The following is a 23965-nucleotide window of genomic DNA, read 5'->3' on the forward strand; positions in this document are numbered from 1 at the left end:
CTAAGCCGTTGGCAATGCAGTTAGATGTCTGCATTACCCAGATAGCGGTAACACCACTATCAAAAATTATTTGAGAATCATTCAAATATTAGGCGGTTTATCTAGAGTGAGAATTGACTAAGATTAACTCGTCTAATTCAAGGAGAAAGCACAATGTCAGTACCATCAATAATGAAAGCTATCGGATTTACTCAATCACTTGCGATTACAGAGCAAGACAGTTTATTTGAGTTTGAAACGAGTCTGCCAGAACTAAAAAATAATGACTTGCTGGTAAAAGTGAGCGCGACTTCTATTAACCCTGCTGACGCAAAAATTCGTATTCGTAGTGCCAAAGACAAAACACTCGAACAACCAAAAGTGTTGGGTTATGACGCAGTCGGTGAAGTTGTTGGCAAAGGTGCTGACGTTGAAGGCTTCAAAGTCGGTGACCGTGTGTACTATGCGGGTGACGTAACACGTATGGGTGCTAACGCAGAATACCAAGCTGTGGACTACCGCATTACCGCTAAAGCGCCTAAGAGCCTTTCTGATGAAGCTGCAGCCGTTATGCCACTAGCAACGCTTACGGCTTGGGAAGCATTGTTTGACCGCCTGCGTGTTCGCCCTGAAGAGAAAAAGTCTATCCTGATTATTGGCGGAGCAGGCGGTGTAGGGTCGATCACTATTCAACTGGCTAAGCAACTCACCAACTTAAATGTTATCGCAACAGCTTCAAGACCTGAAACGGAACAATGGGTAAGGGATATGGGGGCGGACTATGTGGTAAACCACCGTAACCTTGTCGAGTCAGTGCGAGAGCAAGGCATTCAACATGTCGACTACATCTTCAATGTTGCTGATACCAAAGGGCACTGGGATGCGATGGTTGAGCTGATTGCACCGCAAGGCATGATCAGTTCGATCGTAGAGTTTGACGGTGGCATTGACTTATCAGCGCTGCAAGGTAAATCAGCAGGCTTTGTTTGGGAACTGATGTTTACACGTTCACTGTTTAACACTGAAGATATCCAGAAGCAGCAAGACATCTTATTCCAAGCTGCGAACCTGATTGATGCGGGCCGTATTAAAACAACGCTAACCACGACCCTAAATGGCTTTAGTGTGGATACAATCAAAGATGCACACCAACGTATTGAAAGCAGTGCCTCGATTGGTAAAACAGCCATCAAATACTAATTGCTGATGATTTAATCCGCCGTTGTTTTGAATTGTTGACGGTTTAAATAGAAGAAGCCCCTGATATCTTATTGCTAGTCAAAAGGTATCGGGGGCTTTTGTTTGTTTGCGATTTAGTCAGCCTCTGGTGACCTGATAGGTTGCGATGTTTTGAAGTGAAGCTGTATTAGGTCTAGCTCAAAAGGCGATGGCTGTTTGTCTGCAATCAAAAAGCCGATTTGTTTGATGTCTCGTGCCTCAAGTTCCGGTGCATCGCTTAGTAGTCTACCTCTGAACACCGCTTGAAAATCATTGAAGTGGAACACTTTGCTAAGCTGCTGTCCCTTAATGGTATCAAAATAGTGCTTGTATTGAACTCGATGACCGTCCTTCGATGTTGTGAACCTCAGTTGGTAGGTGCGACCATCACCAACGAATACTAGTTCTATGCTATCTATTTCATGGGCCAGTGATTCAATGGAGCGCTTTACAGAACTGAAACCCCCATTATTTTCTAACGATAGTTCACCCCTAAATCGACTCATATTATCAAGATAAATGAGCTCACCTGTTGAGATGCCACCCATTACATCGTCGTTGGTCACTGTCCAGTTTTGATGTTCACTCGCTTGTGTAAAGTCGATCATGTTTGTCCCTGTTGCATCTGCCTTAAGATTTAACGAATGTAGGCTGAGTAGAAGGAATAAAGGTGTGCTTAACCTAAGGGGTAACCGCGTTTTACATTTGGTTCCGTTCATGAATTTCTCCACTCTTTCCCCATAGGCTATGCGATGTTTACTCGACAGCGATGGATAACTTATGAAGAAGGTTCAGTTTCAAGCATAGCTAAACAACGATTGATGAAGTCTTCATAGTTCGACGCCTTGTCGTATTCGATCTTCAATGAACCGTGGAACATCAGGGTCACCGTAACGTCTCGGTAGCTCAACCAACAGGTGTAACCGTCGTAATCGTGCCACGCTACCATCTCGCCCAATTGATATTTACTATCCAGCTGCTTACCCGAGGAGCGAATGCTATCGAACACTCTGAGAAATTCTAAAATGGTGATTCTGTTGTCCATGTGTTGCTCCCGCTGAGTAGTCGATAAAAATGCTAAGTGCTTGTATTCGAATTAACTACGGTTTGGTTCTGCATTACGATCACAGTGGGGAGTCGAGTGTTCAATCACCTTAGCTGTTTGGCAAAAGGGCTACGATAAACAGAAGAAAGGCGTTAGCAGACCTGAGTTTGCCAACGCCTTTTTAATTTAGTGTTTTTTATATTTGGTGTCTTTAGCTGGCTCTATGGAGTTTCAACTCAAACCGTAAGTTAGAAATCATAGAGCACAGCGGATGCCTAGAAGTAATGAAACACCGGAGGTTCATGCATTAAGAAGTTTTGATGCGAGATGTTCCAAGCATAAGCGCCTGCTAGAGTGAACACCACATAGTCACCGATATCGACTTGCTCGATATGTTGATTTCGTGCCAGAACATCTTTTGGCGTACAAAGCTGGCCAACTAACGTGGCTGTGGCATGGTTTATCGGATGTGAAATCGTGGGTTGCTGATTACTTTTCACGATTGCAAAAGGGTGGTCATGGCTTTGCGCTGCCGGAGTACGGAAATGATGCGTGCCACCACGGGCAATCACAAAATGCTCGCCAAGATTTTGTTTAATATCCAAGACTTCCATTACGTAATAGCCACAAGGTGCAGAGATGTAGCGGCCACATTCAAAACGCAGCTTCCAATCTTGTAAATGTTCCTTGGAAATCAGGAACTCCAATTTGTCGCAAAACTCCATCCAAGGAAAATGTTGTTTAGGGTTTTGGTAATTGATCCCCATGCCACCACCGAGGTTGATGATCAACTCATCGAGTGAGAACGTTTTTTGCCACTCTTTGACCACTTGGAAATAGCGTTGCATCAAGGCGAGGTGGCGATCAACGTCGAGTTGATGTGACATCAAATGGAAGTGAAAGCCTTTCAACTTTATTAAGGGGAAATCGCGTAGGTACATCAAGGCATTACTTAACTCACTCTCATCTAGGCCAAACGGGGTTGGCTTTCCTCCCATGGCTAATTTGCTAAGTGTGATGTCACCAATGTCTATGTTCATACGCAGGAAGATCGAAGCAGGTCGATTCAACTTTTGTGTTAAATAACCAATGCGTTGCAATTCGGTGAGGCTCTCTACATGAATCGCATCAACATCGAGTTCAATTGCTTGCTCCAGTTCACTGGGCATTTTCCCCGGGCCACCAAAGATCAGTGGTTTATTGAGTTGTTGCTGGTGGAGGTGTGTAAGCTCTCCGCCTGATGCAGCTTCGAAGCCATCAACATAAGGAGCTAAAGTGCGCAGTATCGGCGCTGAAGGATTCGCTTTCGCCGCGTAAAATAGCTCTACGTTTTTTGGCAATACATGGCGCATCTGCTTAATGTGCAGCTCCAACGCATCGAGATCATAAAGATAAGCACATAATGGTTGAGTTTGCTGCTTGGCCAATTGCTGTATTTCTTGATGGATAGAGGCAGAAAGTTGAGGAGAATTAAGCATGGTGAACTCCTTTTGAATGAGTTGGCCACGGTGCTGCAACTTGGGTGTAACCGGACTCTTTATCGGCATTTTGCATCAAACGTGTTGTGAAGTTATTTTTGCTTGGGAAATGACCATCGTTGAGCAATGCCATTAGCTCAGGTTGCTGACCATTGATCGACTGCCAGCGGACGATAGCGTCTTTTAACGTTCCCCATAACGAGCTCTCAAGTGCCGAATTACACTCAGCGATAAAGAAAATGGCCTCGCTGATATTGTTAATGAAGGTGCAATAGCCAATACGGTTCCAACCTTGCTCTCGGCTGTAGTACACAGATTGACGAGCACGCTCTGAAAGTTGCTGAAGTGTGTCTGATGGCCAAAACTCGCGTAGTAGTTTGGTACCTTCTAAGTCTCGAATCCATACACAGCAAGGCATGCCTTTTTCAAATCCAATCAACGTATTTTGTAAGTGCGGTTCAAACGCAACCCCATGTTTGAAGTAGTAGTTAAAGACGCCCGGAATCAAACAATGCAGATAGCGCTCAAACCACAGCGTGGCGATATTGTCATATTGGCTTTGTGTTGTTTGCGCTTTTTGTTTGAGTTGAGTGGCGATGCAACTGTTCCCGTCTGTATCGTAAGCAAAGAGGGCTCCCGCTAACGTTGGTTGCAAAATATCGGTTTCGCTTAAGGTGAAATTCTCTCGATACAAAATACCAAACGACTCGCGAGCTTTAATAACATCAGTTTGTTCCTGCTCGGCAACCGACTCTAGATTCAATGTGGTTGCGTAAGGTTCTGTCATTACTTTGAATACTGGATTACGTAACTGTTCACTCTCTTTGATGGGATGCAGAATCGAGGTTAATTGAACGGCACTATCGAGCTCATACCATGCGTTTTTACGTACGCAGTTAGTTAAACGCACATTGATAGAGAACTTAGCAAACCAATCCATATCTGGGTGGTACAGAGTGCGCACGGATGAAGTGGGTAAGAGTTTTTCACCACCTAATCCAAGCGGGATGATTTTGCCTTGTTCAATGGCCGTTTTGACCACTGGGTTTTGCAAAAGTGTGTAAACTTCCCAAGGGTGACAAGGGTAAAGCATGGTACCTGCTGAATTGTTTTCATCAGGTGCAAGTTGTTCAAGCATGGTCGTTGGTGAGGTTCGGTCATCTGAACTCAAGACATCAAGCAACGTGGTGTCGACCTTAAACCAATAGAGAGGAACTTTAGCGCCAACCTCAGGGGAACACGCGAGCAGATCATCGATACTGACCCCTGAGCGACTCTTTGGCGTTGGATGAAAAGTATGTCCCCAAAGTAACGATTGCTCTGATGCGATAAATGAATTGTGATGCTGAGGTGAGTTGTCTGAGTTTAGGAACTGCTCGGTAATCAACAAACTGTTTTCCATTTGCTCGACCAACTCGTGATTGAATGGAATCGTCAGCACTTCTTTTAGGTAACTGAGTAGAAGCGTCAGGGTTTGAGTTGCGTCCAATTTGAACCAAGCTGCACCGGGAATTTTAACCCAAGGTGTATCACTGAGCTTCACTTTCCCGAGTTTACTGGTGTACTCAACGGGTAAAACCATCAGACCATTTTTCTGAGGTTGATCTTGGTGAGGTAGGTGAATGGCCACGCGTTGGTGAGCGTTGTAGTTTCTTTTCAAAGTTTGAGGAAGAGAGGCCGAACTGTAGCGCCAATTAACCTGCTTCTTTGGTATCGCGTATTCACGTAGGTAACAGTTCATTACGCCCATGATGGTATTGAGTTGGGCTTTTTCTCGGTTTAGCAGTACTTTTTTACGACTTTGAAGAACTTGGTCTTCAGCGTAATGTTCACTTGGAGATAATTGAGTCTGTAACATGTTGATGTCCAAATTTTGAATGGATGATCAGCGCGATAGCAGTAATGCCACTGACCAACATAGAAAGTATGAAAGGAACCTCAAGCCAGCCCAAGCTTGATATGAAAGACGCGCTCAATCCAGCCGCAACGCCACCCCATTTAGACATGGCATCAAAGCGCGAAAATACTTTGCCGCTTTGTCGTCGATCAATTTGGTTTGCTAACACTTGATGCAAGCCGTGATAACAGCAAACCATGCCAAGCCCGAAAACAATACGAGCAATAATCAATACTTCTTGATAAGAAGTGAGATGCATTGCGGCACTCAGTGAAAGCAAACCAAAGCCTAGCCATAAAGTACGCTGCGCTTGATTGCGTTCAAGCTGGTGGCGATCAACCCATTCTGAGAACAGATGAACTTTCCCTGCAAAGAGCAGATAAACACCATGTGGGAGGGCATATAAAAATCCAATCCACGCTTGGCTTGTCACTCCATATTGCTGCACATAAGGCGAGAAATAGGGGAACGTGACGACCATGGCGAAAGCAAAGCTGAACTGCGCGCCAAACACCCAATAAAGCGTATTTAACGAATTGGTTTGGCTGCTTTGAGCTTTATTCGACGCCTGATCTTTTACAATTCCCTTAGATTTCGCTAAGTCATCGATGGGTAATGTTAAGGTGATCAATAGCGCGAATAGCGGCAAAGCGGACAGCCACAGATACGCATTCAGCGGGTTTGTTTCTGATAAGCTCCAGCCAAGCCCTATCGGAGCAATAATTAGCGCCAGACGAGCAGAAAGCTGAGTTTTATTGAGTGACTTACCGAGTGATTTCGCATCGTTGATTTGGCTGGATAAGTAGCTGTTTGAGGCGGCCATGGTGCCACCAAAGGTTCCTTGTACGATAAGACCAAACACAAACATTGAGAGATTATCGGCTAAGCCACACAGCGCGAAGCCTGCTGCAAGCCCGAGTTGAGCACGTAATAGAGAGCGACGTCTGCCATATTTATCAGCAAACTGCCCCCAAAAGCGTGCCGCAACGGCAGTGCAAAAGGTCGGCAAAATGAACAGTACCCCCGCCCAGTCCGAAGTAATGTTTGCATCTAGTGTTGGCAATACCATTGGCAAAAACAGCGGCATTCCTAAGGCTGCAAACGCGGCGATAAAGTGGCTTAAAAGTACACAATAGATGAGTTTGGTCATGATGCGTTAACTCACACTCTGCTTGATGTTTTCAAGGTAAGCGTGTTGTGCTTCTTCGCTGGTTAGCAATAAAAAGTTCGGTGCTGACAAGCCATAAAATTTATTGATATCGCTTGCACCGGATGACTCTTTAGACAACAAGCTACCGGAGCTCAATAGATATTTAGCGTATAGGTTGGGTGACTCAAACAACATCTCGTTTGCGAGCTTGGTGTTGTGTCCTTGTTCATCCAACTGGTTAAGTTGTTGGGAGAGGCTATTGGCGACCACTTCATACAGATAAGCTGACGTGGCGATTCCTTTCGTCGCCATTGCTTCGACAATCGCAGCAATGTCTAACTGCAAAGTAATCGTGGTAAACATCTGACCAAGAGCAAGCTCGTTATCTACAGTGATACGTTGATCTAAAAGGTGATCGCATTTTACGGGCGATTGTTGCTCAAACGTTTGGAAACGCTCTGGCCAAATACGCGCTGCATCGTTGTCTTTCATGGCTAAGGTCATCTTGCCTTGCTCATCGAATGCAATGATGGCGTTTTGTTGGTTAGACTCCAAAGCGATACCGTAACGAATCCACAGTGTAAGATGTACTTTGCATAGCAGAGCGACGTAATCTTTAAACCAAATCAGTGTATCTTGTTGATAATACTGTTCGGCGAGGTGTTCCAAGAACAAGCGTCCATCAGGCATTGGGCTGGCAAGGGCAGCCACAGGTACTAGTGCTTTGTCTTGGAAGTAACTCTGCGGGTATTCGCGCACAATGTAAGCAAAGGTTTTATCGTCTCCAACATGGCCGCCATGTTTTTCATAACAATGGAAAAACGTGCCATGTAAGTCTTTATCTGTTTGCTCTAAGTGCGTCAACAAACGTTCAAACCAATGCCCATCATAGAGCGTGGAGGGTTTGATTAGGCGAATGTTTTTAGTACCCAAAGATCGCATGATCAGCGGCACCTTGATATGGACCTGTGGTGCTGTGTTCACGACCACAGTGCGCACTGACAGGGTTGGAGTTACCTCAAGATACGCAACCGGTGCTTCAATGACACCGTCAGAAATGCCATCAAGACTTCTTAGTGTTAATGGGTGTGCGGGGAATAACTCATGGCTAAGAGCAAAATCGGCGGGCAGACCCACTTGCTCCATCGTTGGCCAACATTCTGGTTGTGGACTGGTCAATGTAACGAGTGACTTCTCGATTGCGAGCCAACGAAGTTCAAAGCTTTGTGCAAATTCTGGCGCGAATTGTTCTAGGTCGTGATCGCTTAAACCGAACTTAGCACGTGCTGTCGGGTAGTAAGGGTGGTCAAGATAGGATGCGATTTGATCGGCACGTAATAGCTTTTTCTCCCAACGTTCTAGTTGAGAAATCGGCTGCATGAGTGATTCGGATTGCTGACTGAAGGCGCTATCACACAATCCTTTGTGTTTTTCTGCGCATTCGAGTTCTTGCAAATAACCATCTAATAACGAATGCGAGCTTTCGTGAGCACTTGCTTTCAATAATTCGATCCAATCTTGATAGTGCTGCTGGGTTTCAACGACACCATTTCTCTCGATGAACCAACCATCACCTTTCGAGCCATCTGGTTGGCCGTATACCCAACGCTGCATGTAATAGCTCGGAGTAACGGGCAAGTAGAGTGTAAAGTCTGAACCCGCAAAAACAGCCCAAATTTGATTACGAGGATAAGAAGATAACTTGAGTGTACTCGGGAGCTGAGATTCAAATCGGCTTTGAGAAACTAATCCGAATAAATCTTCACGCAAGCAAGTATCGACTAAGCGTTGAGTGAGGTATAACGCTTTTTCATTCATGCTGTTACCTCGTTTGTTGCTGTTAGATTGAAGCGAGAGATTGCCTGTTGTAGCGCGGGTTCTAGTGTTCGACCAGAAGGAGAAACGACCGAAATTCTCGCTAGGTAATCCTTGTTGGAGAAACTTTGTTGGAACGTCTCACCAACCTTCTTAAGCACTTGCTGTTGAGTGACAATATCGCCCTCTTGGTGAATGAAAGAGGTTGATGACCCTTCAATCAAACCGCTTTGTTGCGCCACTACATAGTGCACATGGGCACTGCCATCAATACGAAATATAGGGTCAAGCTTGTGACCCAAGTGAAGATTTAAGATGGTATTGAACCAATTCCCGCCACTGAGGTTATCAAGCAAAAATTCCCGGCCATCACCAATACTTCGATAGTTGATCTCGACCAGTACCGGCCCCGAATCTGTGATGATGAATTCGCTATGACAGACACCAAACCCCACCCCAAATGTTTGAAGCTGACGTATACATTCTTCTCGGTAGTGCACGCTGTTAATACCATTCCAACTCGCCGCTGTTTCGATGAAGTAGGGTGGTGCTGAGAGCTCTACATCAAACCCACCAAGCGCGACCAAATGATCCCCGTCGCCAATGGTTTCGACAGTAATCAGTGGGCCTTGCAAAAACGCCTCAACCAAGATGGGAGTAGTAGGGTGCTTTTGCCAAAACGTATCGCAATAGTTATCCAGCTCAGCCGCAGAATCGCAGCGCTGCACGTCTAAACTAGCCACGCCTTCCTTGGGCTTCGCAACGACAGGAAAATCGAAATCGAATACAGGAGCGCTCTCTCGACTTAACAAAACACTTTGAGTATTAGGTAACGATTTTTCGTTGAGAACCTGACGAGTTAAGTATTTGTTTTTCGCCTTAATCGTCACGTTCCAATCTTTAGCGGGTAAACCAAAGAACTGTGCACAGATTGCAGTGGAAGTTTGTAGGTGGTCGCTATTACTGAAAACAGCATGAGGTGCTAGATTTTTCTCGGTGATGATTTCGATGAGTTCAAGAGGGTTGAAGACATCGCATTCTAGAATTTCATCTGGATTAAAGCGGTCATCTTCATTCGCCAGTTTTAAATGATTGAGTTTGTGGTCTGTGATCAAAATGACGTGGAGACCCATCGCTTTTGCTGTCGGCACGAAGCCGTGAGTGATCGCATCATTCACGACGTGACTCACGATGATTATCGTAGATTTCATGGGGCTTTCCTAATTTCCAAAACGTTGTTGTCGCCTGCTCACAACTCGCTTTCTAGTGCTCTCTTTCGGAATTAAAAGAAAGAGAATTTTTCTATCTTATTGTTTTTATTGACTCTTGTATCATTAGTGGTGTTGCATATTGCAAAGCAAATATAGATCAAAAAATATATATTGCAAATATAAATGATATTTGTTCTTATTCGCAATATTGTTATTTTATAAACTAAAACGGAATTAGAAAATGAACATGAGATTGACCTTGTCCCCTCTTGCTTTGGCAATTGGCGGAGCCTTGGCGGCGGTGGCTGGTGTGTCAACTGCAGTGGCGGAAGAACAAGCCACTGTAGATGAAACAGTGCAAATTATTGGCCATCAATACGAAGGTTATGCAGAGCATATGCCTCAGTCAGGAACCAAAACGGATGTCGAGTGGTTAGATGTGCCACAAGCGGTATCGGTGGTCACAAAGACGGAAATGGAAGACCGTGGCGCGGTACGTTTAGTGGATGCACTTGATGGTGTCGCAGGGGTTAACAATACCCTGGGTGAGGGAAGCCGAGACCAATTTGTGATTCGTGGTTTTGATGCACTCAACGATATCTACCGTGATGGTATGCGTGATGACGGGACTATGCAATCGTACCGAAGCCTAGCGAATGTCGAACGTGTCGAAGTGGTAAAAGGCCCTGCGGGCGCACTTTATGGCCGAGGCTCCGCGGGCGGTATCATTAACTTGGTCACCAAGCGAGCTAACGGTGATAACTTCACCAACGTAAATGGCAGTGTTGGCAGCAACAATTTGTTTGTTGGTCAAGTTGATAGTTCGATGGCGTTTACTGACAAGGTCAGTGGTCGTATCAACGTGGAAAGTCGACAGTCTGATTCCTATGTAGACCATGTCGACTCTAATGATTTCTTTATTGCGCCAACAATTCGAGTGATGCCTTCTGATGGACACATTATTGATCTCGATGTCGAATATGCTCACCAAGAGTTGGTGCCATATCGTGGTGTTCCATCAAAGAATGGTAAGCCTGTCGACGTCTCTGAAAGCACGTTTTACGGTGGCACGAACGATTATCAAGAGTCGGACAGCATTCGTGTTGGCGTTAATTATGAATGGCTTTTGAATAGCGAATGGGCATGGACAAACCGCGCAGCATACAACCATATCGAACTTGAGCAAAAGGGTACACGCCAAGGGACGGTAACTGGGAATGGAGTATCTCAGAGTGTAAATAACCTCGGTTACGACCCTCGTACCACGACGACTCTTCAATCTGAGCTAGTTTGGGAAACGGATTCGAACCAAATGATGATCGGTGCGGATTATAATCAGATCAATATCGACCTAATGCTCGCAAGAGATGAAACCTTACCTCCGAAAGATATCTATAACCCTGTAGCAGGCCCAACGCCTGATCCGGGGTTTAAACCTTCCCGTGATAACACCACAACGACGACAGGTGTTTACATTCAAGACGTTTACACCTTTGGTGATCTTTCAGTGATCGGCAATGTGCGTTACGACTCGATGGAGCTTGAACAGCAAAAAGCGGGCTCAGCAAAAGAGAATCTAGACGATGACAAAGTGAGCTACCGCGGTGGTTTGGTCTACCGAATCAACAACGATATGTCAGTGTACGCAAGCTTAGCTCGTTCATGGCAATTGCCTTACTCAGGTATCTACATCAACCCTAAATTAGCAGAATTCTTCCACACCGATCTAAAAGAAATTGGCGCAAAAGCTTACCTATTAGATAACGCTTTGATGCTGAATGCCGCGGTCTTCCAAATCGATCAAGAACAACCTGAAACCAATATAGACGGAGACGTTGTTAACAAGATCGAAGCTCGTCACCAAGGTATTGAATTAGAAGCTCGCGGTCAGTTTACCGAGCAGTGGGACATTTCTGTAGGCTACAGCTATTTAGACGCGGAGAACAAAGAGACAGGCAAAAAGCCAAACGATGTGTCTGATCATTTGTTCTCTCTTTGGAGCACTTATCAGTTAGATGACAACTGGCGTTTAGGTGGTGGCGTGAAATACGTAGGCGACCGTTACGCGGGTAATGATGAAGCGGTAGCTCTGGGTGACTACACCACGGTTGACTTGATGGCAGCGTACACCACGGGTCGTCACAAAGTTCAAGCGAATGCTTACAACGTGCTTAATGAGAAATACATTCTGGGCGCAACCAACGGCACGTCGGGTACTAACCAGATTGGTTACGGAGCACCAGCCGAATTTATGCTCAGCTACGGCTATCAGTTTTAAAAGCTAATTCAGTTCTAAGAGTTCGTTCATTTCTAAGAGCTAGTTCGACTCTAAAAACGATTGATTTGTTCACTACGAGTGAGTGAACAGTTGGCTTCATTTTGAGGCCGTTTAGCCCATAGGATCAAAGCGCCGAATCGTAAACATGGCCTTTGATCCTAACTTGCCTATTTAGGAGATTTTCATGCCTTACCAGAATTTGGATGGTAAACCCTGTACTCAATCACATCAAAAGTTGCGTCTAAGTGCCCTTGCAATGGCCATCGCTTCAGTGACTTCCATGGGCGCATTTGCCGCGTCAGATCCACAAACGACGACCATGGAAACGGTTGTCGTGACGGGCAGCTTGATCGGTAATTCAGAACTTGAGGATGTGAAAGAGTATCCGGGAGCTCGTACTGTTCTGACTAATGAACAAATTAAAAAGACTGGCGCACTCTCGATTGACTCTGCCTTCCAAAGTGTACCGGGCATTAAGGTTCAAGACGAAACGGGCACCGGTGTTTTGCCTAACATCTCAGTGCGTGGTTTGAAAGCGAGTCGCAGTGGGCACGCTCAATTCCTCATGGATGGTGTTCCTCTGACACTGGCGCCGTATGGTCACACAGGACAATCAATTTTCCCTGCAACGCTGTCGATGCTTGATCGTATTGATATTGTGCGAGGCGGTGCGGCGGTTCAGTACGGACCAAACAACGTCGGTGGTGTGATCAACTTGGTGACCAAGCCTATTCCACATGAGTGGCAAACGGAAATCAGTAATCGCTTTACTGTATTCGAGGGTGGCGATACGCCGCTCAACGACTTTTACCTGCGAACGGGTGGTTGGTTAACCGATACGCTGGCACTTCAAGTCGAGGGGAACTTCTTAAAAGGTGAAAGCTTCCGTGAACACTCCGACACGGATGTAAAAAACTTCCAAGCGAAATTGCAATGGTTACTGAGCGATACTCAAGAGTTACAAGCTTTCGTTCAACGTTATGATGCCGACACCCAAATGCCGGGCGCTTTATCGCCAGATGATTACGAAAAAGATCGTACTCAGTCGAAGCGCCCATACGATGAATATCAAGGCACTTCAACGCGTTGGAGCCTGAAGTATTTACATGACTTGAATATTGCAGATAGCGCCGAATTAGAAATACTGACGTTTGGCCACCGTTCTGAGCGTTTCTTCCAATGGGGCTTTAACAGCGCTGGCGGTCACTGGGCGGACCCTGCATTACCATCAACTGATATTCGTACGTCACCACGTGAATTTGCTGTTTATGGTGTTGAACCTAAACTCGCGATGTACTTTGACGGAAATACCGTAACGCAAAACGTGATTGTTGGGGCACGCTATGTTAATGAAGATATCGATTACAAGCTCACTCAAACATCAATTTCTAGTGGAGTAACCACAACGCCACGCGATTGGCATTTGGATACTGACGCTTTTGCTGGTTACATCAGTAACGAAATCGGCCTGTTCAATGATGTACTGAAAGTGACGCCGGGTATTCGCTATGAATCGATTGATATGGCATATAGTGATCTAGGCCAAGGACAGAATAGAAACAATAAGGTGACTGAGTGGTTGCCGGGCTTGACGGTGGCATACCATCTGACTGAACAATGGGTTGGGTACACCAATGCACAGAAATCTTTACGTGCACCACAAATATCTAACATTAAGGTTAATGGTAAAGAGGGCAGCGAGCTCGCATGGAACTACGAGTTAGGTGCACGTTATAACCAAGATTCAACAAGCTTCAATGTGGCGCTTTACCGAATCGATTTTGAAGACCAGCTGCAATGGCAAAGTGCAACTCAAACTTTTCACAACATTGGTAAAACACTTCACCAAGGTGTTGAACTTTCAGGTCGTTACGTGCCTCAAGCGATGCAAGCTTTGAGCCTCGGCGCTGGTTATAACTATTTGGATGCGACGATCGAGGAAGAGGGTACAAACAAAGGTAATCAACTTCCTTATACGTCTAAACATCAATTTAGCTGGGATGCGACTTACGCCTTTAGCAAGGTAGATACGACTTTATCTGGTTACTACTTCAGCGAGTCTTACACTGACAATGCGAATACAAGTGCCGAAGATGCAACGGGCGCGACAGGTAAAGTGCCTGCCTACATGGTCTGGAACTTTAACCTAGGTTCGGATTTGTACAAGGATGAAAACAGTAAGCTGCGAATGAACCTTGCGGTGAACAACTTGTTTGATGAGGACTATTACTTCCGCGGTATTGATACCAGCCCGGTTGGTCGTTATCCAGCACCAGGACGTTCTTACACTTTGGATCTGAATTATCAGTTCTAATACGTAATTTATTGAAAGTAATAACGAATAAAAGTCGCCAATACTCTTGGCGACTTTCACGGTTCTAGCGTTTAAGGAAATTAAATATGGAAAACAACTCTCGCCTTTTGTTTTCGAATCAATTGATGCTGTCAAACGGACTGCTGTCACTCAATAAGCAGTTTTTATTCAGCAGGATAGCGATAACCTTAGCTTTGCTGGTTTTAAGCTTGTTTTCATTCTCCAGTTCAGCACAAACCAGGGTCATACAAGATGAGCAGGGTCAGTTTGAGATAGCGACTACTCCGCAACGTATTGTGGTGTTGGAGTTCTCATTTGTAGATGCGCTAGCTGCGGTGGGGGTTTCTCCTGTTGGTGTTGCTGATGACAATGATGCTTCGCGAGTGATTCCGGCGGTACGCGAATTGGTTCAACCATGGGAATCGGTTGGCATGCGTTCTCAGCCTAGCCTAGAAGCCATTGCGGTATTAAAGCCTGACCTGATCATTGCAGATGCAGAGCGTCATCGTACTGTCTATCAAGATCTACAACGCATCGCACCAACGCTGCTGCTCAAAAGCCGCGGCGAGACGTATCAAGAGAATTTGGAGTCTGCGCTCAAGATTGGCATCGCTCTCGACAAGCATTCGTCAATGGAACAACGCATCCAACAACATCAACACGCCATGGCTGAATTCAAAAGTCATTTCTCGCTCAAACAAACCGTCCAATTCGCTGTCGTGTCGGATAAAGGTATGTGGTTACATAGCCCTGCATCTTACGCAGGAGGCGTGCTGACCGCATTAGGTATTGCGAGCCCTATTGTGAAACCAACAGAGAAGGCATATTTACCAACCAGTTTTGAGTTGTTGTTGAAAACCAATCCGGATTGGTTGCTCCTTGGCGCTTACTCTCATCCTAATATTGTTGATGATTGGCAGAAAAATCCGTTATTCAATGTACTAACCTCTGCTAAAAATCAGCAAGTTGTAGAAGTGTCACCAGCACTTTGGTCATTGAATCGAGGCATGTTAGCGGCAGAACAAATGGCGAAAAATCTTGAGCAGATCTTGGATCCATCATGAGTACAATGTTGTTCTCTAAAAGTCAGCGATTCTGGCCAATACTGTCGTGGCGAGTCACGTTATTTATTGCATTAGTGTCGTGTTTGGCACTATCTGGTTACGCGGCCTCTATGACTGGGTGGTCTAATTTCTCTTTAACATTGAGTGACTTGATTCACTACTGGTTTGCGTTTGATGAAAGCAACATGACTCATCAAATATTGGCGACGCTAAGAGCGCCAAGAACTTGTGCTGGGCTATTGATTGGTGCGAGTTTGGCCGTCGCTGGGTTATTGATGCAAGGTTTGACGCGCAATCCACTCGCGTCTCCGTCGATTCTTGGCATTAACGCTGGCGCGGCCTGTTTTATGGCGTTAGCTGCAATAGGCATACCTGTGGTTAGTGATTTAAACCCAATCCTTAATGCGGTTCTTGGTGCATTGCTAAGCGGCGGTGCCGTGATGCTCCTCGGTGGTTTTTTCTCCGAACGTTCTCATCCGTTACGTTTGGTTCTCGCGGGTATCGCCATTACTGCGTTATTGCTCGGACTGACACGAGCGGCGCTGATTCTTGCTGACGACATGGCTTATAGCGTCTTGCATTGGCTTACTGGCTCACTGTCTAGTGTGGATGATGAGCAATGGCAACAGCTTTGGCCGCCTGTAGTGATTGGTTTGGTGTTGGCAATGAGTCTTGCTCGCAATCTCAACTTACTGGCGCTTGGCGAAGAGGTAGCAGTGGGGTTGGGCAGTAACATCAGGTTTACTCGCTTCGTGAGTGGACTGACGATCGTGTTGCTTGCCGGAGCAAGCGTCGCTATCGCAGGGCCAATTGGCTTTGTTGGATTGTTAGTGCCTCATTTGGTTCGACCTATGGTTGGGCACAATTACCATTTACTGATTCCTATTTCAGCATTGGCAGGCGCAGCATTAGTGTCTTGGTCAGATGCGCTGTCGCGAGCGATTGCTTTCCCGACTGAAACACCCGTTGGTGTTATTACTGCTTTGCTCGGGACACCTTGTTTTATTTTGATTGCGACGAGGAGATCTTAATGCACCATCACACCAAGATAGTTTTGTTATCTGGGATTCTCATATTAGTGGCATCTGCGGGTTTGTTTGTCGGCGCAGCGTCACTTTCTATTCCTCAAGTCATCGAACATTTGGTCGCGTTTTCCAGTGACGACTTTGTTATCCATCAGTATCGGTTACCACGTATGTTGCTCGCGATAAGCGTGGGCGCAGGGTTAGGGCTTTCTGGGGTATTAGTGCAAGGCGTGATACGTAATCCGTTAGCATCGCCTGACCTTATGGGTATTAGCGCTGGGGCAGGCCTTGCTGCGACAGCGAGTTTAGTTTGGTTTCCCAATGCACCAGTCAGTGTGCTTCCTGTTGTAGCGATGTTTGGTGGGGTATTGGCTGCAGGGCTGATTGCTGCATTGGCCTTGTGGTCAAGGCCAACACCCGCCAAATTGGCACTGATTGGTATTGCGGTGAGTGCGTTTCTGGCCAGTTGTATCGACTTCTTGCTGGTCACCAACCCGATCGAGATTAACACGGCCATGGTGTGGCTTACTGGCAGCCTTTGGGGGCGAAACTGGCAGCAAGTTCCCTTTATTTGGAGCGTACTGCTCTTGTTGTTACCTATGGCATTATGGCTTGCTTGGCGATTAGATGTGATGGGGCTTGGCGAGGAAAGTGCAACCACATTGGGCACTAAGCCAAAACAGATTCAGGCTCTCGCGTTATTGGCCGCTGTATTGCTTGCCAGTGTTAGCGTTTCTGTTGCTGGAACGATCAGTTTTGTGGGTTTATTGGCACCTCACTTAGCACGCTTGTTGTTTGGGCATAATCATAAGTTGTTAATCCCAGCCTCTGCACTGGTGGGGGCAATCCTGGTTACCAGCGCTGATGGGTTGGCTAGAGGTCTACAGCCACCCATTGAATTGCCAGCAGGCGTTCTCACGTCTGTGATTGGCGCGCCATATTTCATCTTTCTTCTCTATCGTTATCGAGGTTGGTAACCATGCTTAAAACGCAGAATCTTTCCGTCGCGTACGGCAAACAAACGATCATACCGAACCTGTCTGTTTCTATCCCTAAGGGAAAAATTACCGCATTGATAGGACCTAACGGGTGCGGTAAATCCACCTTGTTAAAGACGTTAGTCAGAATTAACAAGCCAGTGGCTGGAGAGGTGTTGTTTGAAGACAAACCGCTATCAAGCTATGGCGATAAAGCGCTCGCTCGTTCGTTGTCACTTCTTCCGCAAATCTTGGTCAGTCCTGAGGGGATCACGGTAAGAAAGTTGGTCGAATATGGCCGTTCGCCTTATGTCTCTCATTGGGGAAGGTTAGGGCAGGACGATCAAAGGATTGTTGAGCAAGCAATGCGAGATACAGGTGTGCTTGAGTTTGCTGATAAGCCTGTTGAGTCACTGTCTGGTGGGCAGCGTCAAAGAGCATGGATCGCGATGGTAATTGCACAAGATACGGACGTAGTGATGTTGGATGAACCGACCACATACCTTGATATGTCTCACCAAGTGGAATTAATGAACCTGATGCAACAGATGAATGCCAAAGGAAAAACGGTGGTTGTTGTGCTGCATGATCTTAACCAAGCCAGTCGTTACTGCGACCATTTAGTGGTTTTGGAAAAGGGATGCGTAATAGCAGAAGGCTCGCCTGATGAGGTGATGACCGAAACTATGCTCAGTAAGGTGTTTGATCTCAAAGCGAGCGTGTTTCGTGATCCTATTTCAAATACGCCAATGTGTGTCGCGATTTAGTTATCTGTTCTGAACAACGTGATCACCAAGGCACAAAGAACAGAACACAGGCAAGGAAGCCACATTAGATTAAGTCGTCTAAACTTAAAGTTTGTATGTAGTCAAAGCAGAACAATTTGGGCTCTAAAAACGTTCTCGAAAATAAATGCAAATTAGTGCTTTACTTCAACTTAACTTGAGGTATTAGGATATGCAACGTTGCTTACGAGAATACTTTAAGGAGAGAAGAATGATCCAACTTGAACATGTGAATTTAGTGGTAAAAGACATCCCCGAAATGCTGGTTTTCTATAAAGCGGCGTTCCCTCATTGGTATGTACGTGATGAGGGACAAGGGGAGTGGTCAGGCAAGCCACGTAACTGGCTGCATTTTGGCGACGAGTACCAATACATCGCGTTGAGCGATCACGGTGAAGGTGAAAATAGAGATTTGGCTGGGCATTCTGTTGGCCTCGCACACTTCGCTTATGTGACCAATAATATCGAAAGCGTAACCAAGCGGCTTGTTGATGCAGGCTTCCCAATTGCCAAACCCGGTGCCGAAGAACCTTATCGTAAAAACGTCTACTTTGTGGATCCGGCCGGCTTTGAAATCGAGTTCGTTGAGTATTTGAGTGACGATCCAAAACTACGTAACGCTACAAGCTAGCCGTAATACATCGCTTTATTAAAGTTGGTTAGCTGAATGAAAACGCGCTAGAGCATTTATAGAAAAGGGCATTGTGGAATAATCCGCAATGCCCTTTTTAGATCTATTTAATCGCTGATTGGTTAACTGGTATTCAGCTCTGTTATTTGGTTATCTACTTAGCTCTAAACGGCACCAACAGTTGTTTGCCAAACACATTGATAAGAGCACCCGTCACAATAAGGCCACCACCTAGGTAGGTCCAAACTGATGGAATCTCATTGAACACCCAAACACCTAATAGTGCTGAGAATACGATCTGAACGTATGAGTAAGCTGAAGCTTTACCAGCTGCTTGAGTTTGCATTGCTTTGGTCAAACCATATTGGCCGATCTGAGTGAAAATTCCGACCAGAACCAGCATCATGGTTAAAAAAAGGCTAGGCCACACAAAGTCGTTCCAGATCAGGGCGGTCGATATTGGCAGAGCGACCAGTGGGAAGTAGAAGATGATCACTGAGCTGTCTTCAGTTTGGCTAAGCTTTCTTACAATCACATAAGCAATTGAGCTACCAAACGCGCCACACAACGCCAGCATAATACTGAATAGCGGCAACTCGCTGCTCGCGCTGCTGTTCATGCTTGGCTGTACCATTACCGATAATCCCGCTAGGCAGAATACAATGCATATCATGGTCGACTTTTGGACGCGTTCTTTCAGGAACAGTACGCCAAGTAACGCAGTAAAGACAGGATGCACGTATTGTAGAATGGTTGCTTCTGCTAACGGAAGAGTGGTTACAGCATAGTAAACACACATCAAGGCTGCGGTACCAACAGCGCCACGAACAAACAACAGAGGTTTGTTGTTGCCCCAAATAGAAATACGTTTGCGCTTCACATCGATATAACTGATGATCAACGACACCAAAGCCCTTGCTGCAACAATTTCAAATACAGGTATGCCGTAATTGCTAACGTATTTCACACAAGCTGACATCAGTGCGAATCCAAAAGCAGAAAGGATCATGAACCGAACCCCTACAGGGATCAGTGAAAAAGAGAAAGAAGGCATAAAAATATCAATTGGTTGAGGGGAAAAGGAATCATAACGTAGTTTAGAAGAGCCGACCAAAGTCTTTGTCCTGTTCTGGTCAACTTGATTCAATTAATTCTCATTTCAGTTCTGTTCAAAACTCATCCCGCATAACATCGGCGATAGCTCAGTTTTATAAAATCACCATCAACAGAAGGTGACGCTAATTCAACTCTGATTTATCCGTCGTTTTAATTGTCGTTCTTATTCATATCATTCTTGTGAATTTATAATGAGAGATATGTTCTATGAAACCAATCAATACCCTACTCATATCCGCACTTGCCGTTTGTTCTTTTAGCTCAGCCACTTATGCTGACACTATTTTGCATGCTTTCAATTGGAAGTATTCGGACGTAACGGCCAACGCCGATCAAATTGCACAAGCTGGCTATAAGAAGGTGCTTGTTGCACCTGCGATGAAGTCTAGCGGCAGCCAATGGTGGGCTCGCTATCAACCTCAAGATCTACGCACTATCGATTCTCCTTTAGGCAACAAACAAGATTTAGCCGCAATGATTGCCGCACTCAAAGGTGTGGGCGTCGATGTGTATGCCGATGTGGTACTCAACCATATGGCGAATGAAAGCTGGAAGCGAAGTGACTTGGATTATCCAGGCACAGAAGTACTAAACGATTATGCGAGCCGTTCAAGTTACTATGCTGACCAGACTCTGTTTGGCAGCTTAGCACAAGGTTTTGTCTCGGCTAACGATTTCCATGCAGCTGGCTGTATTTCAGATTGGAACGATCCTGGTCACGTTCAGTACTGGCGTTTGTGTGGTGCCGATGGAGATGTAGGTTTACCTGATCTCGACCCAAATAACTGGGTGGTTTCACAGCAACGTTTATATCTGAAAGCGCTAAAAGATATGGGGATCAAAGGGTTCCGTATTGATGCGGTAAAACACATGAGCCAGTACCAAATCGATCAGGTATTCACGTCTGAAATTACTGCGAACATGCATGTGTTCGGTGAAGTTATTACCAGCGGTGGAGCAGGGAACAGCGGCTATGAGTCATTCTTAGCGCCGTACCTGAATAATACTAATCACTCCGCGTACGATTTCCCGCTGTTTGCGTCGATTCGCTCGGCATTCTCAATGGGCGGTGGTTTGAATCAACTGCATGATCCTAAAGCGTACGGCCAAGCATTGGATGACAATCGCTCAATTACTTTTGCGATCACACATGATATTCCAACCAATGACGGTTTCCGTTACCAAATTATGGATCCACAAGACGAGCAGCTTGCTTACGCTTACATCCTTGGCAAAGATGGCGGTACGCCGTTGATCTACAGCGATGACCTACCGGATTCTGAAGACAAGGATAACGGTCGTTGGGGTAATGTTTGGAATAGCTCGAATATGAAGAATATGCTGAGTTTCCATAACGCGATGCAAGGTAAATCGATGACGATGATTTCGAGTGACCAATGTACTTTGCTGTTTAAGCGTGGCAAAGAAGGCGTTGTTGGTATTAACAAGTGTGGCGAAACTCGTGGCGTGACGGTTGATACCTACCAACATGAATTCAATTGGAATGTTCAATACAAAGACGTATTAAGCAGCGCGACAGAAACCATTTCTTCTCGCTACCATACCTTCAATCTACCACCACGCAGTGCGCGTATGTTTAAGCTTTAATGTTTGCTCAACAAAGTGAAACATAATGGGTAGATAGTATAAGCCGCAGTATTTGCTGCGGCTTATTGTTTTGTAAACGAGTCGTTTAGCGATCGGCGCGTTTTTACGAGCCAAATGTTTAGAAAGGTGAACGACTATTGGCAATGGAGAACTGTTGGTAAAGCTCCGCCACTTCGACTGGGTTGAACTCATCTTTGTAAGTCAACTCACTGAGTCGGTGTGTGATGTTTTGCAGTTCATGCGACCGTTGCTGAGCACGCTGCTGATAGCGTTTGAATGCTTGCTCTGTACCTTCAAAATTAGAGGCAATGCTTTGTGCCAATACGTAAGCGTTCTCGATGCCCAAGCTGAAACCGATACCCATGGTCGGTAGCACAGCGCAACAAGAATCTCCCAGTAGAACAGCATTGCCGCGATACCAAGTCTCAAATGGGGCGACATCGGTGAGTGGAGAAGGCAAGATCTTCGATTCAGGCGTATCTCGAATCATATCCAGTAGATAGCTCGGATAGTGAGAGAACTGCTCTAACACGGTTTGTTTAGACAGCGTTTCACCTTCTTGAACGGCGCACGCAGCAAACCAGTATTTGCCTTGGGTTTCTCGGTCGTAGGTGTAGGTTACGATTCGAGATTTATCACCCGCAAAAACATAACACTCATCATCGCTGATTTCTGATGCTTTGAAATCAATCTCACCACGGCAGCAATAAACGTTCGGTTGTCTTAGTGACACATCAGGCGCGACAAACTTTCTCACTTGAGAGAACACACCGTCGGCACCCACAATAATATCCGCATCAATGGGTTCGCCGTTGATCAGAATTTGCGACTCATCGTCGTTTTGAACAACAGTGCAGGTTTGGTTAGTGACGATGCAGTCATCTCCTAGCTCATTTAATAGCAGTTGGTATAAACGGCTGCGGTGAAATAAACCAATTGGCGCGTTAGCTTTACTCGGAGAGTCACTCATATTAAGTGTGTTGATGGGCAACCCTGTCGCCGTTAATGTCGAGATGGTATCGACTTGGTTACACGCAGCTTTGACTTTATCGACACCAACCAGTGCCGCAAGCACTTGCATGCCTTCTGGCCACATAATGATGCCAGTACCGTCAGCACGTGGTTGTGCTGCTTTTTCGTATATTCGAGCTTTAATACCAAATTTACGCAATGATAATGCAAGTGCCAAACCATTCAGCCCCGCACCAATAATTGCGACTTTTAGACGTTGTTGTTCCATGACTTTCTCCTAAGAATAAGATGCCAATATCTGCGTACTGGTTCATAGGGCGTAAGATAGGTCATTCGAATCGATAAATAAACGTTATAAATTATAAGGTTAATGCAGTTTTAAAAAATGAGGCACCAATCCCCTAATAATCTTGGATAACACCAAACCAATGGTTCTGATGGGATAGTGATTTAAGCAACTCGATTTCTTTTGCTGTCTCTTCTCTAAGCCATTCAATAAGGTCATTGATGATAGGCGTGTGAGTACGTTGGTGCATGAAGTAAGTCCACGCACTGTGTTGGATCTTTGCATTCTTAGGGCAGTACAAGAAGCCTCGTTGGAGATCTTGTTGTACTAACAATAGATCCGTGACCGTAACGCCTTCACCGGATAAACAAGCACTGAGTGCCATATCTAAAGACAAGAAACTGGTATTTCTGACGGGTTTCTTTGGTGGGAATTCAACATCGGCCAACCACACTTTCCAGTCGTGATGATCTAAGGTCGGGTGCAACCGTGGCATGGTTAAGATCGAATCGAGGTCGGTGTCTTTATTCGTTAAGTTGGCAGAATTAGTTAAGCTAGTCGAGCAGACTGGTGCCATAAACTCTTCACGCAAGAAGGTGATGTCAGGTGCCTTGTCATAGCGTTTTTTGAAACGCGTGTGGAAGATCAGTAGATCATACTCACTACTATTAATCGATTCGTCTTCTTCAATTACAGGAACAATGACGATCTCATGATCTTGATAACGCTCGTTTAATTCCCGTACTTTAGAGATCAATACTCGCGTCGCGAAACTCAAGGTCGCTTTGATCACAATACGCTTCTGCTTCGGCTCACTCCAAGAGGCGATGACAGCTTCGATATTGCCGTAGCTTTCTCGCAAAGCTACATACAAATCATGACCTTGTACCGTTAATTCAATCGCTCGATGCTTACGAATAACCAGTGATGCGTTTAACTCATCTTCAAGCTGTTTGATCTGCCGGCTGATTGCACTTTGTGTCACATGCAGCTCTTCGGCAGCCAGAGTAAAGCTCATCAGCCTTGCAGCAGCTTCAAACGCTTTTAAGCCATTATGTGAGGATGGCAAGCTAGGATATGGGGTCATAATTCGTTCGCATGAGTTTATGGAATGTT

19 protein-coding genes are annotated in these 23965 nt (G+C 45.6%); 9 read left to right on the plus strand and 10 right to left on the minus strand.

Translation table 11 applies throughout. From position 1 onward, the window contains the following. Positions 1-153 precede the first annotated feature (153 nt). Complete coding sequence (locus M4S28_RS20855) at positions 154-1179, plus strand: zinc-binding alcohol dehydrogenase family protein (protein WP_249633717.1); 1026 nt, start codon at positions 154-156, stop codon at positions 1177-1179. A 113-nt stretch (positions 1180-1292) separates the two neighbouring features. Here the strand turns inward: M4S28_RS20855 and M4S28_RS20860 are convergent, their stop codons facing one another. From M4S28_RS20860 to M4S28_RS20890, 7 genes are all read right to left on the minus strand, one after another. Then, complete coding sequence (locus tag M4S28_RS20860; RefSeq protein ID WP_249633718.1) at positions 1293-1928, minus strand: CIA30 family protein; 636 nt, start codon at positions 1926-1928, stop codon at positions 1293-1295. 47 nt (positions 1929-1975) lie between these two features. Next, positions 1976-2242: a DUF3081 domain-containing protein gene (locus M4S28_RS20865; RefSeq protein WP_249633719.1), complete on the minus strand. Its 267-nt coding sequence runs from the start codon at positions 2240-2242 to the stop codon at positions 1976-1978. Between the two features lie 275 nt (positions 2243-2517). After that, positions 2518-3720 (minus strand): type III PLP-dependent enzyme, encoded by a 1203-nt coding sequence (locus tag M4S28_RS20870; RefSeq protein ID WP_249633720.1) that lies wholly within the window; start codon positions 3718-3720, stop codon positions 2518-2520. Further along, positions 3713-5578, minus strand: coding sequence for an IucA/IucC family protein (locus tag M4S28_RS20875; RefSeq protein WP_249633721.1), 1866 nt, complete (start codon positions 5576-5578; stop codon positions 3713-3715). The genes M4S28_RS20870 and M4S28_RS20875 overlap by 8 nt, the downstream gene beginning before the upstream one ends. Continuing rightward, positions 5550-6767 (minus strand): MFS transporter, encoded by a 1218-nt coding sequence (locus M4S28_RS20880; protein ID WP_102546783.1) that lies wholly within the window; start codon positions 6765-6767, stop codon positions 5550-5552. Before M4S28_RS20880 ends, M4S28_RS20875 begins: the two co-directional genes overlap by 29 nt. A 6-nt stretch (positions 6768-6773) precedes the next feature. Continuing rightward, the gene (locus M4S28_RS20885; protein ID WP_249633722.1) at positions 6774-8585 is read right to left on the minus strand and encodes an IucA/IucC family protein; all 1812 of its coding nucleotides are present in this window, start codon (positions 8583-8585) and stop codon (positions 6774-6776) included. Beyond that, entirely contained in the window at positions 8582-9793 is a 1212-nt protein-coding gene (locus M4S28_RS20890; protein ID WP_249633723.1) for an ATP-grasp domain-containing protein, read from the minus strand. The genes M4S28_RS20885 and M4S28_RS20890 overlap by 4 nt, the downstream gene beginning before the upstream one ends. 241 nt (positions 9794-10034) lie before the next feature. Here M4S28_RS20890 and M4S28_RS20895 point away from each other — a divergent pair, with 241 nt between their 5' ends. The 7 genes from M4S28_RS20895 (at position 10035) to M4S28_RS20925 (ending at position 18867) form a co-directional block, all read left to right on the plus strand. Further along, positions 10035-12071 carry a TonB-dependent receptor gene (locus M4S28_RS20895; RefSeq protein WP_249633724.1) on the plus strand — a complete coding sequence of 679 codons (2037 nt, stop codon included), beginning with the start codon at positions 10035-10037 and terminating at the stop codon, positions 12069-12071. Between the two features lie 184 nt (positions 12072-12255). After that, positions 12256-14385: a TonB-dependent receptor family protein gene (locus tag M4S28_RS20900; protein WP_249633725.1), complete on the plus strand. Its 2130-nt coding sequence runs from the start codon at positions 12256-12258 to the stop codon at positions 14383-14385. A gap of 86 nt (positions 14386-14471) precedes the next feature. Beyond that, entirely contained in the window at positions 14472-15449 is a 978-nt protein-coding gene (locus M4S28_RS20905) for a Fe(3+) dicitrate ABC transporter substrate-binding protein (protein ID WP_249633726.1), read from the plus strand. Then, on the plus strand, positions 15446-16480 hold the full coding sequence (locus M4S28_RS20910; protein WP_249633727.1) for a FecCD family ABC transporter permease: 1035 nt from the start codon (positions 15446-15448) through the stop codon (positions 16478-16480). Before M4S28_RS20905 ends, M4S28_RS20910 begins: the two co-directional genes overlap by 4 nt. Continuing rightward, positions 16480-17451: an iron chelate uptake ABC transporter family permease subunit gene (locus M4S28_RS20915; RefSeq protein WP_249633728.1), complete on the plus strand. Its 972-nt coding sequence runs from the start codon at positions 16480-16482 to the stop codon at positions 17449-17451. Before M4S28_RS20910 ends, M4S28_RS20915 begins: the two co-directional genes overlap by 1 nt. A gap of 2 nt (positions 17452-17453) precedes the next feature. Then, positions 17454-18218, plus strand: a complete 765-nt coding sequence (fecE, locus tag M4S28_RS20920) for a Fe(3+) dicitrate ABC transporter ATP-binding protein FecE (RefSeq protein ID WP_249633729.1) — start codon at positions 17454-17456, stop codon at positions 18216-18218. Positions 18219-18447: 229 nt separating this feature from the next. Then, positions 18448-18867 (plus strand): VOC family protein, encoded by a 420-nt coding sequence (locus M4S28_RS20925; RefSeq protein ID WP_061021983.1) that lies wholly within the window; start codon positions 18448-18450, stop codon positions 18865-18867. Positions 18868-19021: 154 nt separating this feature from the next. Here M4S28_RS20925 and M4S28_RS20930 read toward each other — a convergent pair whose 3' ends face one another. After that, positions 19022-19921, minus strand: coding sequence for a DMT family transporter (locus M4S28_RS20930; RefSeq protein WP_081089960.1), 900 nt, complete (start codon positions 19919-19921; stop codon positions 19022-19024). 269 nt (positions 19922-20190) lie between these two features. On the opposite strand from M4S28_RS20930, the gene M4S28_RS20935 reads away from it, so the two are divergent. After that, positions 20191-21591: an alpha-amylase family protein gene (locus M4S28_RS20935; protein WP_017081444.1), complete on the plus strand. Its 1401-nt coding sequence runs from the start codon at positions 20191-20193 to the stop codon at positions 21589-21591. A 118-nt stretch (positions 21592-21709) separates the two neighbouring features. Here M4S28_RS20935 and M4S28_RS20940 read toward each other — a convergent pair whose 3' ends face one another. Together M4S28_RS20940 and M4S28_RS20945 are read right to left on the minus strand one after the other, a co-directional pair. Beyond that, positions 21710-22831, minus strand: coding sequence for an FAD-dependent oxidoreductase (locus M4S28_RS20940; RefSeq protein ID WP_249633730.1), 1122 nt, complete (start codon positions 22829-22831; stop codon positions 21710-21712). A 133-nt stretch (positions 22832-22964) separates the two neighbouring features. Further along, complete coding sequence (locus tag M4S28_RS20945; protein WP_249633731.1) at positions 22965-23936, minus strand: LysR family transcriptional regulator; 972 nt, start codon at positions 23934-23936, stop codon at positions 22965-22967. Positions 23937-23965 lie beyond the last annotated feature (29 nt).

This window comes from Vibrio sp. J383, from assembly GCF_023503985.1.
Taxonomy (GTDB): Bacteria; Pseudomonadota; Gammaproteobacteria; order Enterobacterales; family Vibrionaceae; genus Vibrio; species Vibrio splendidus.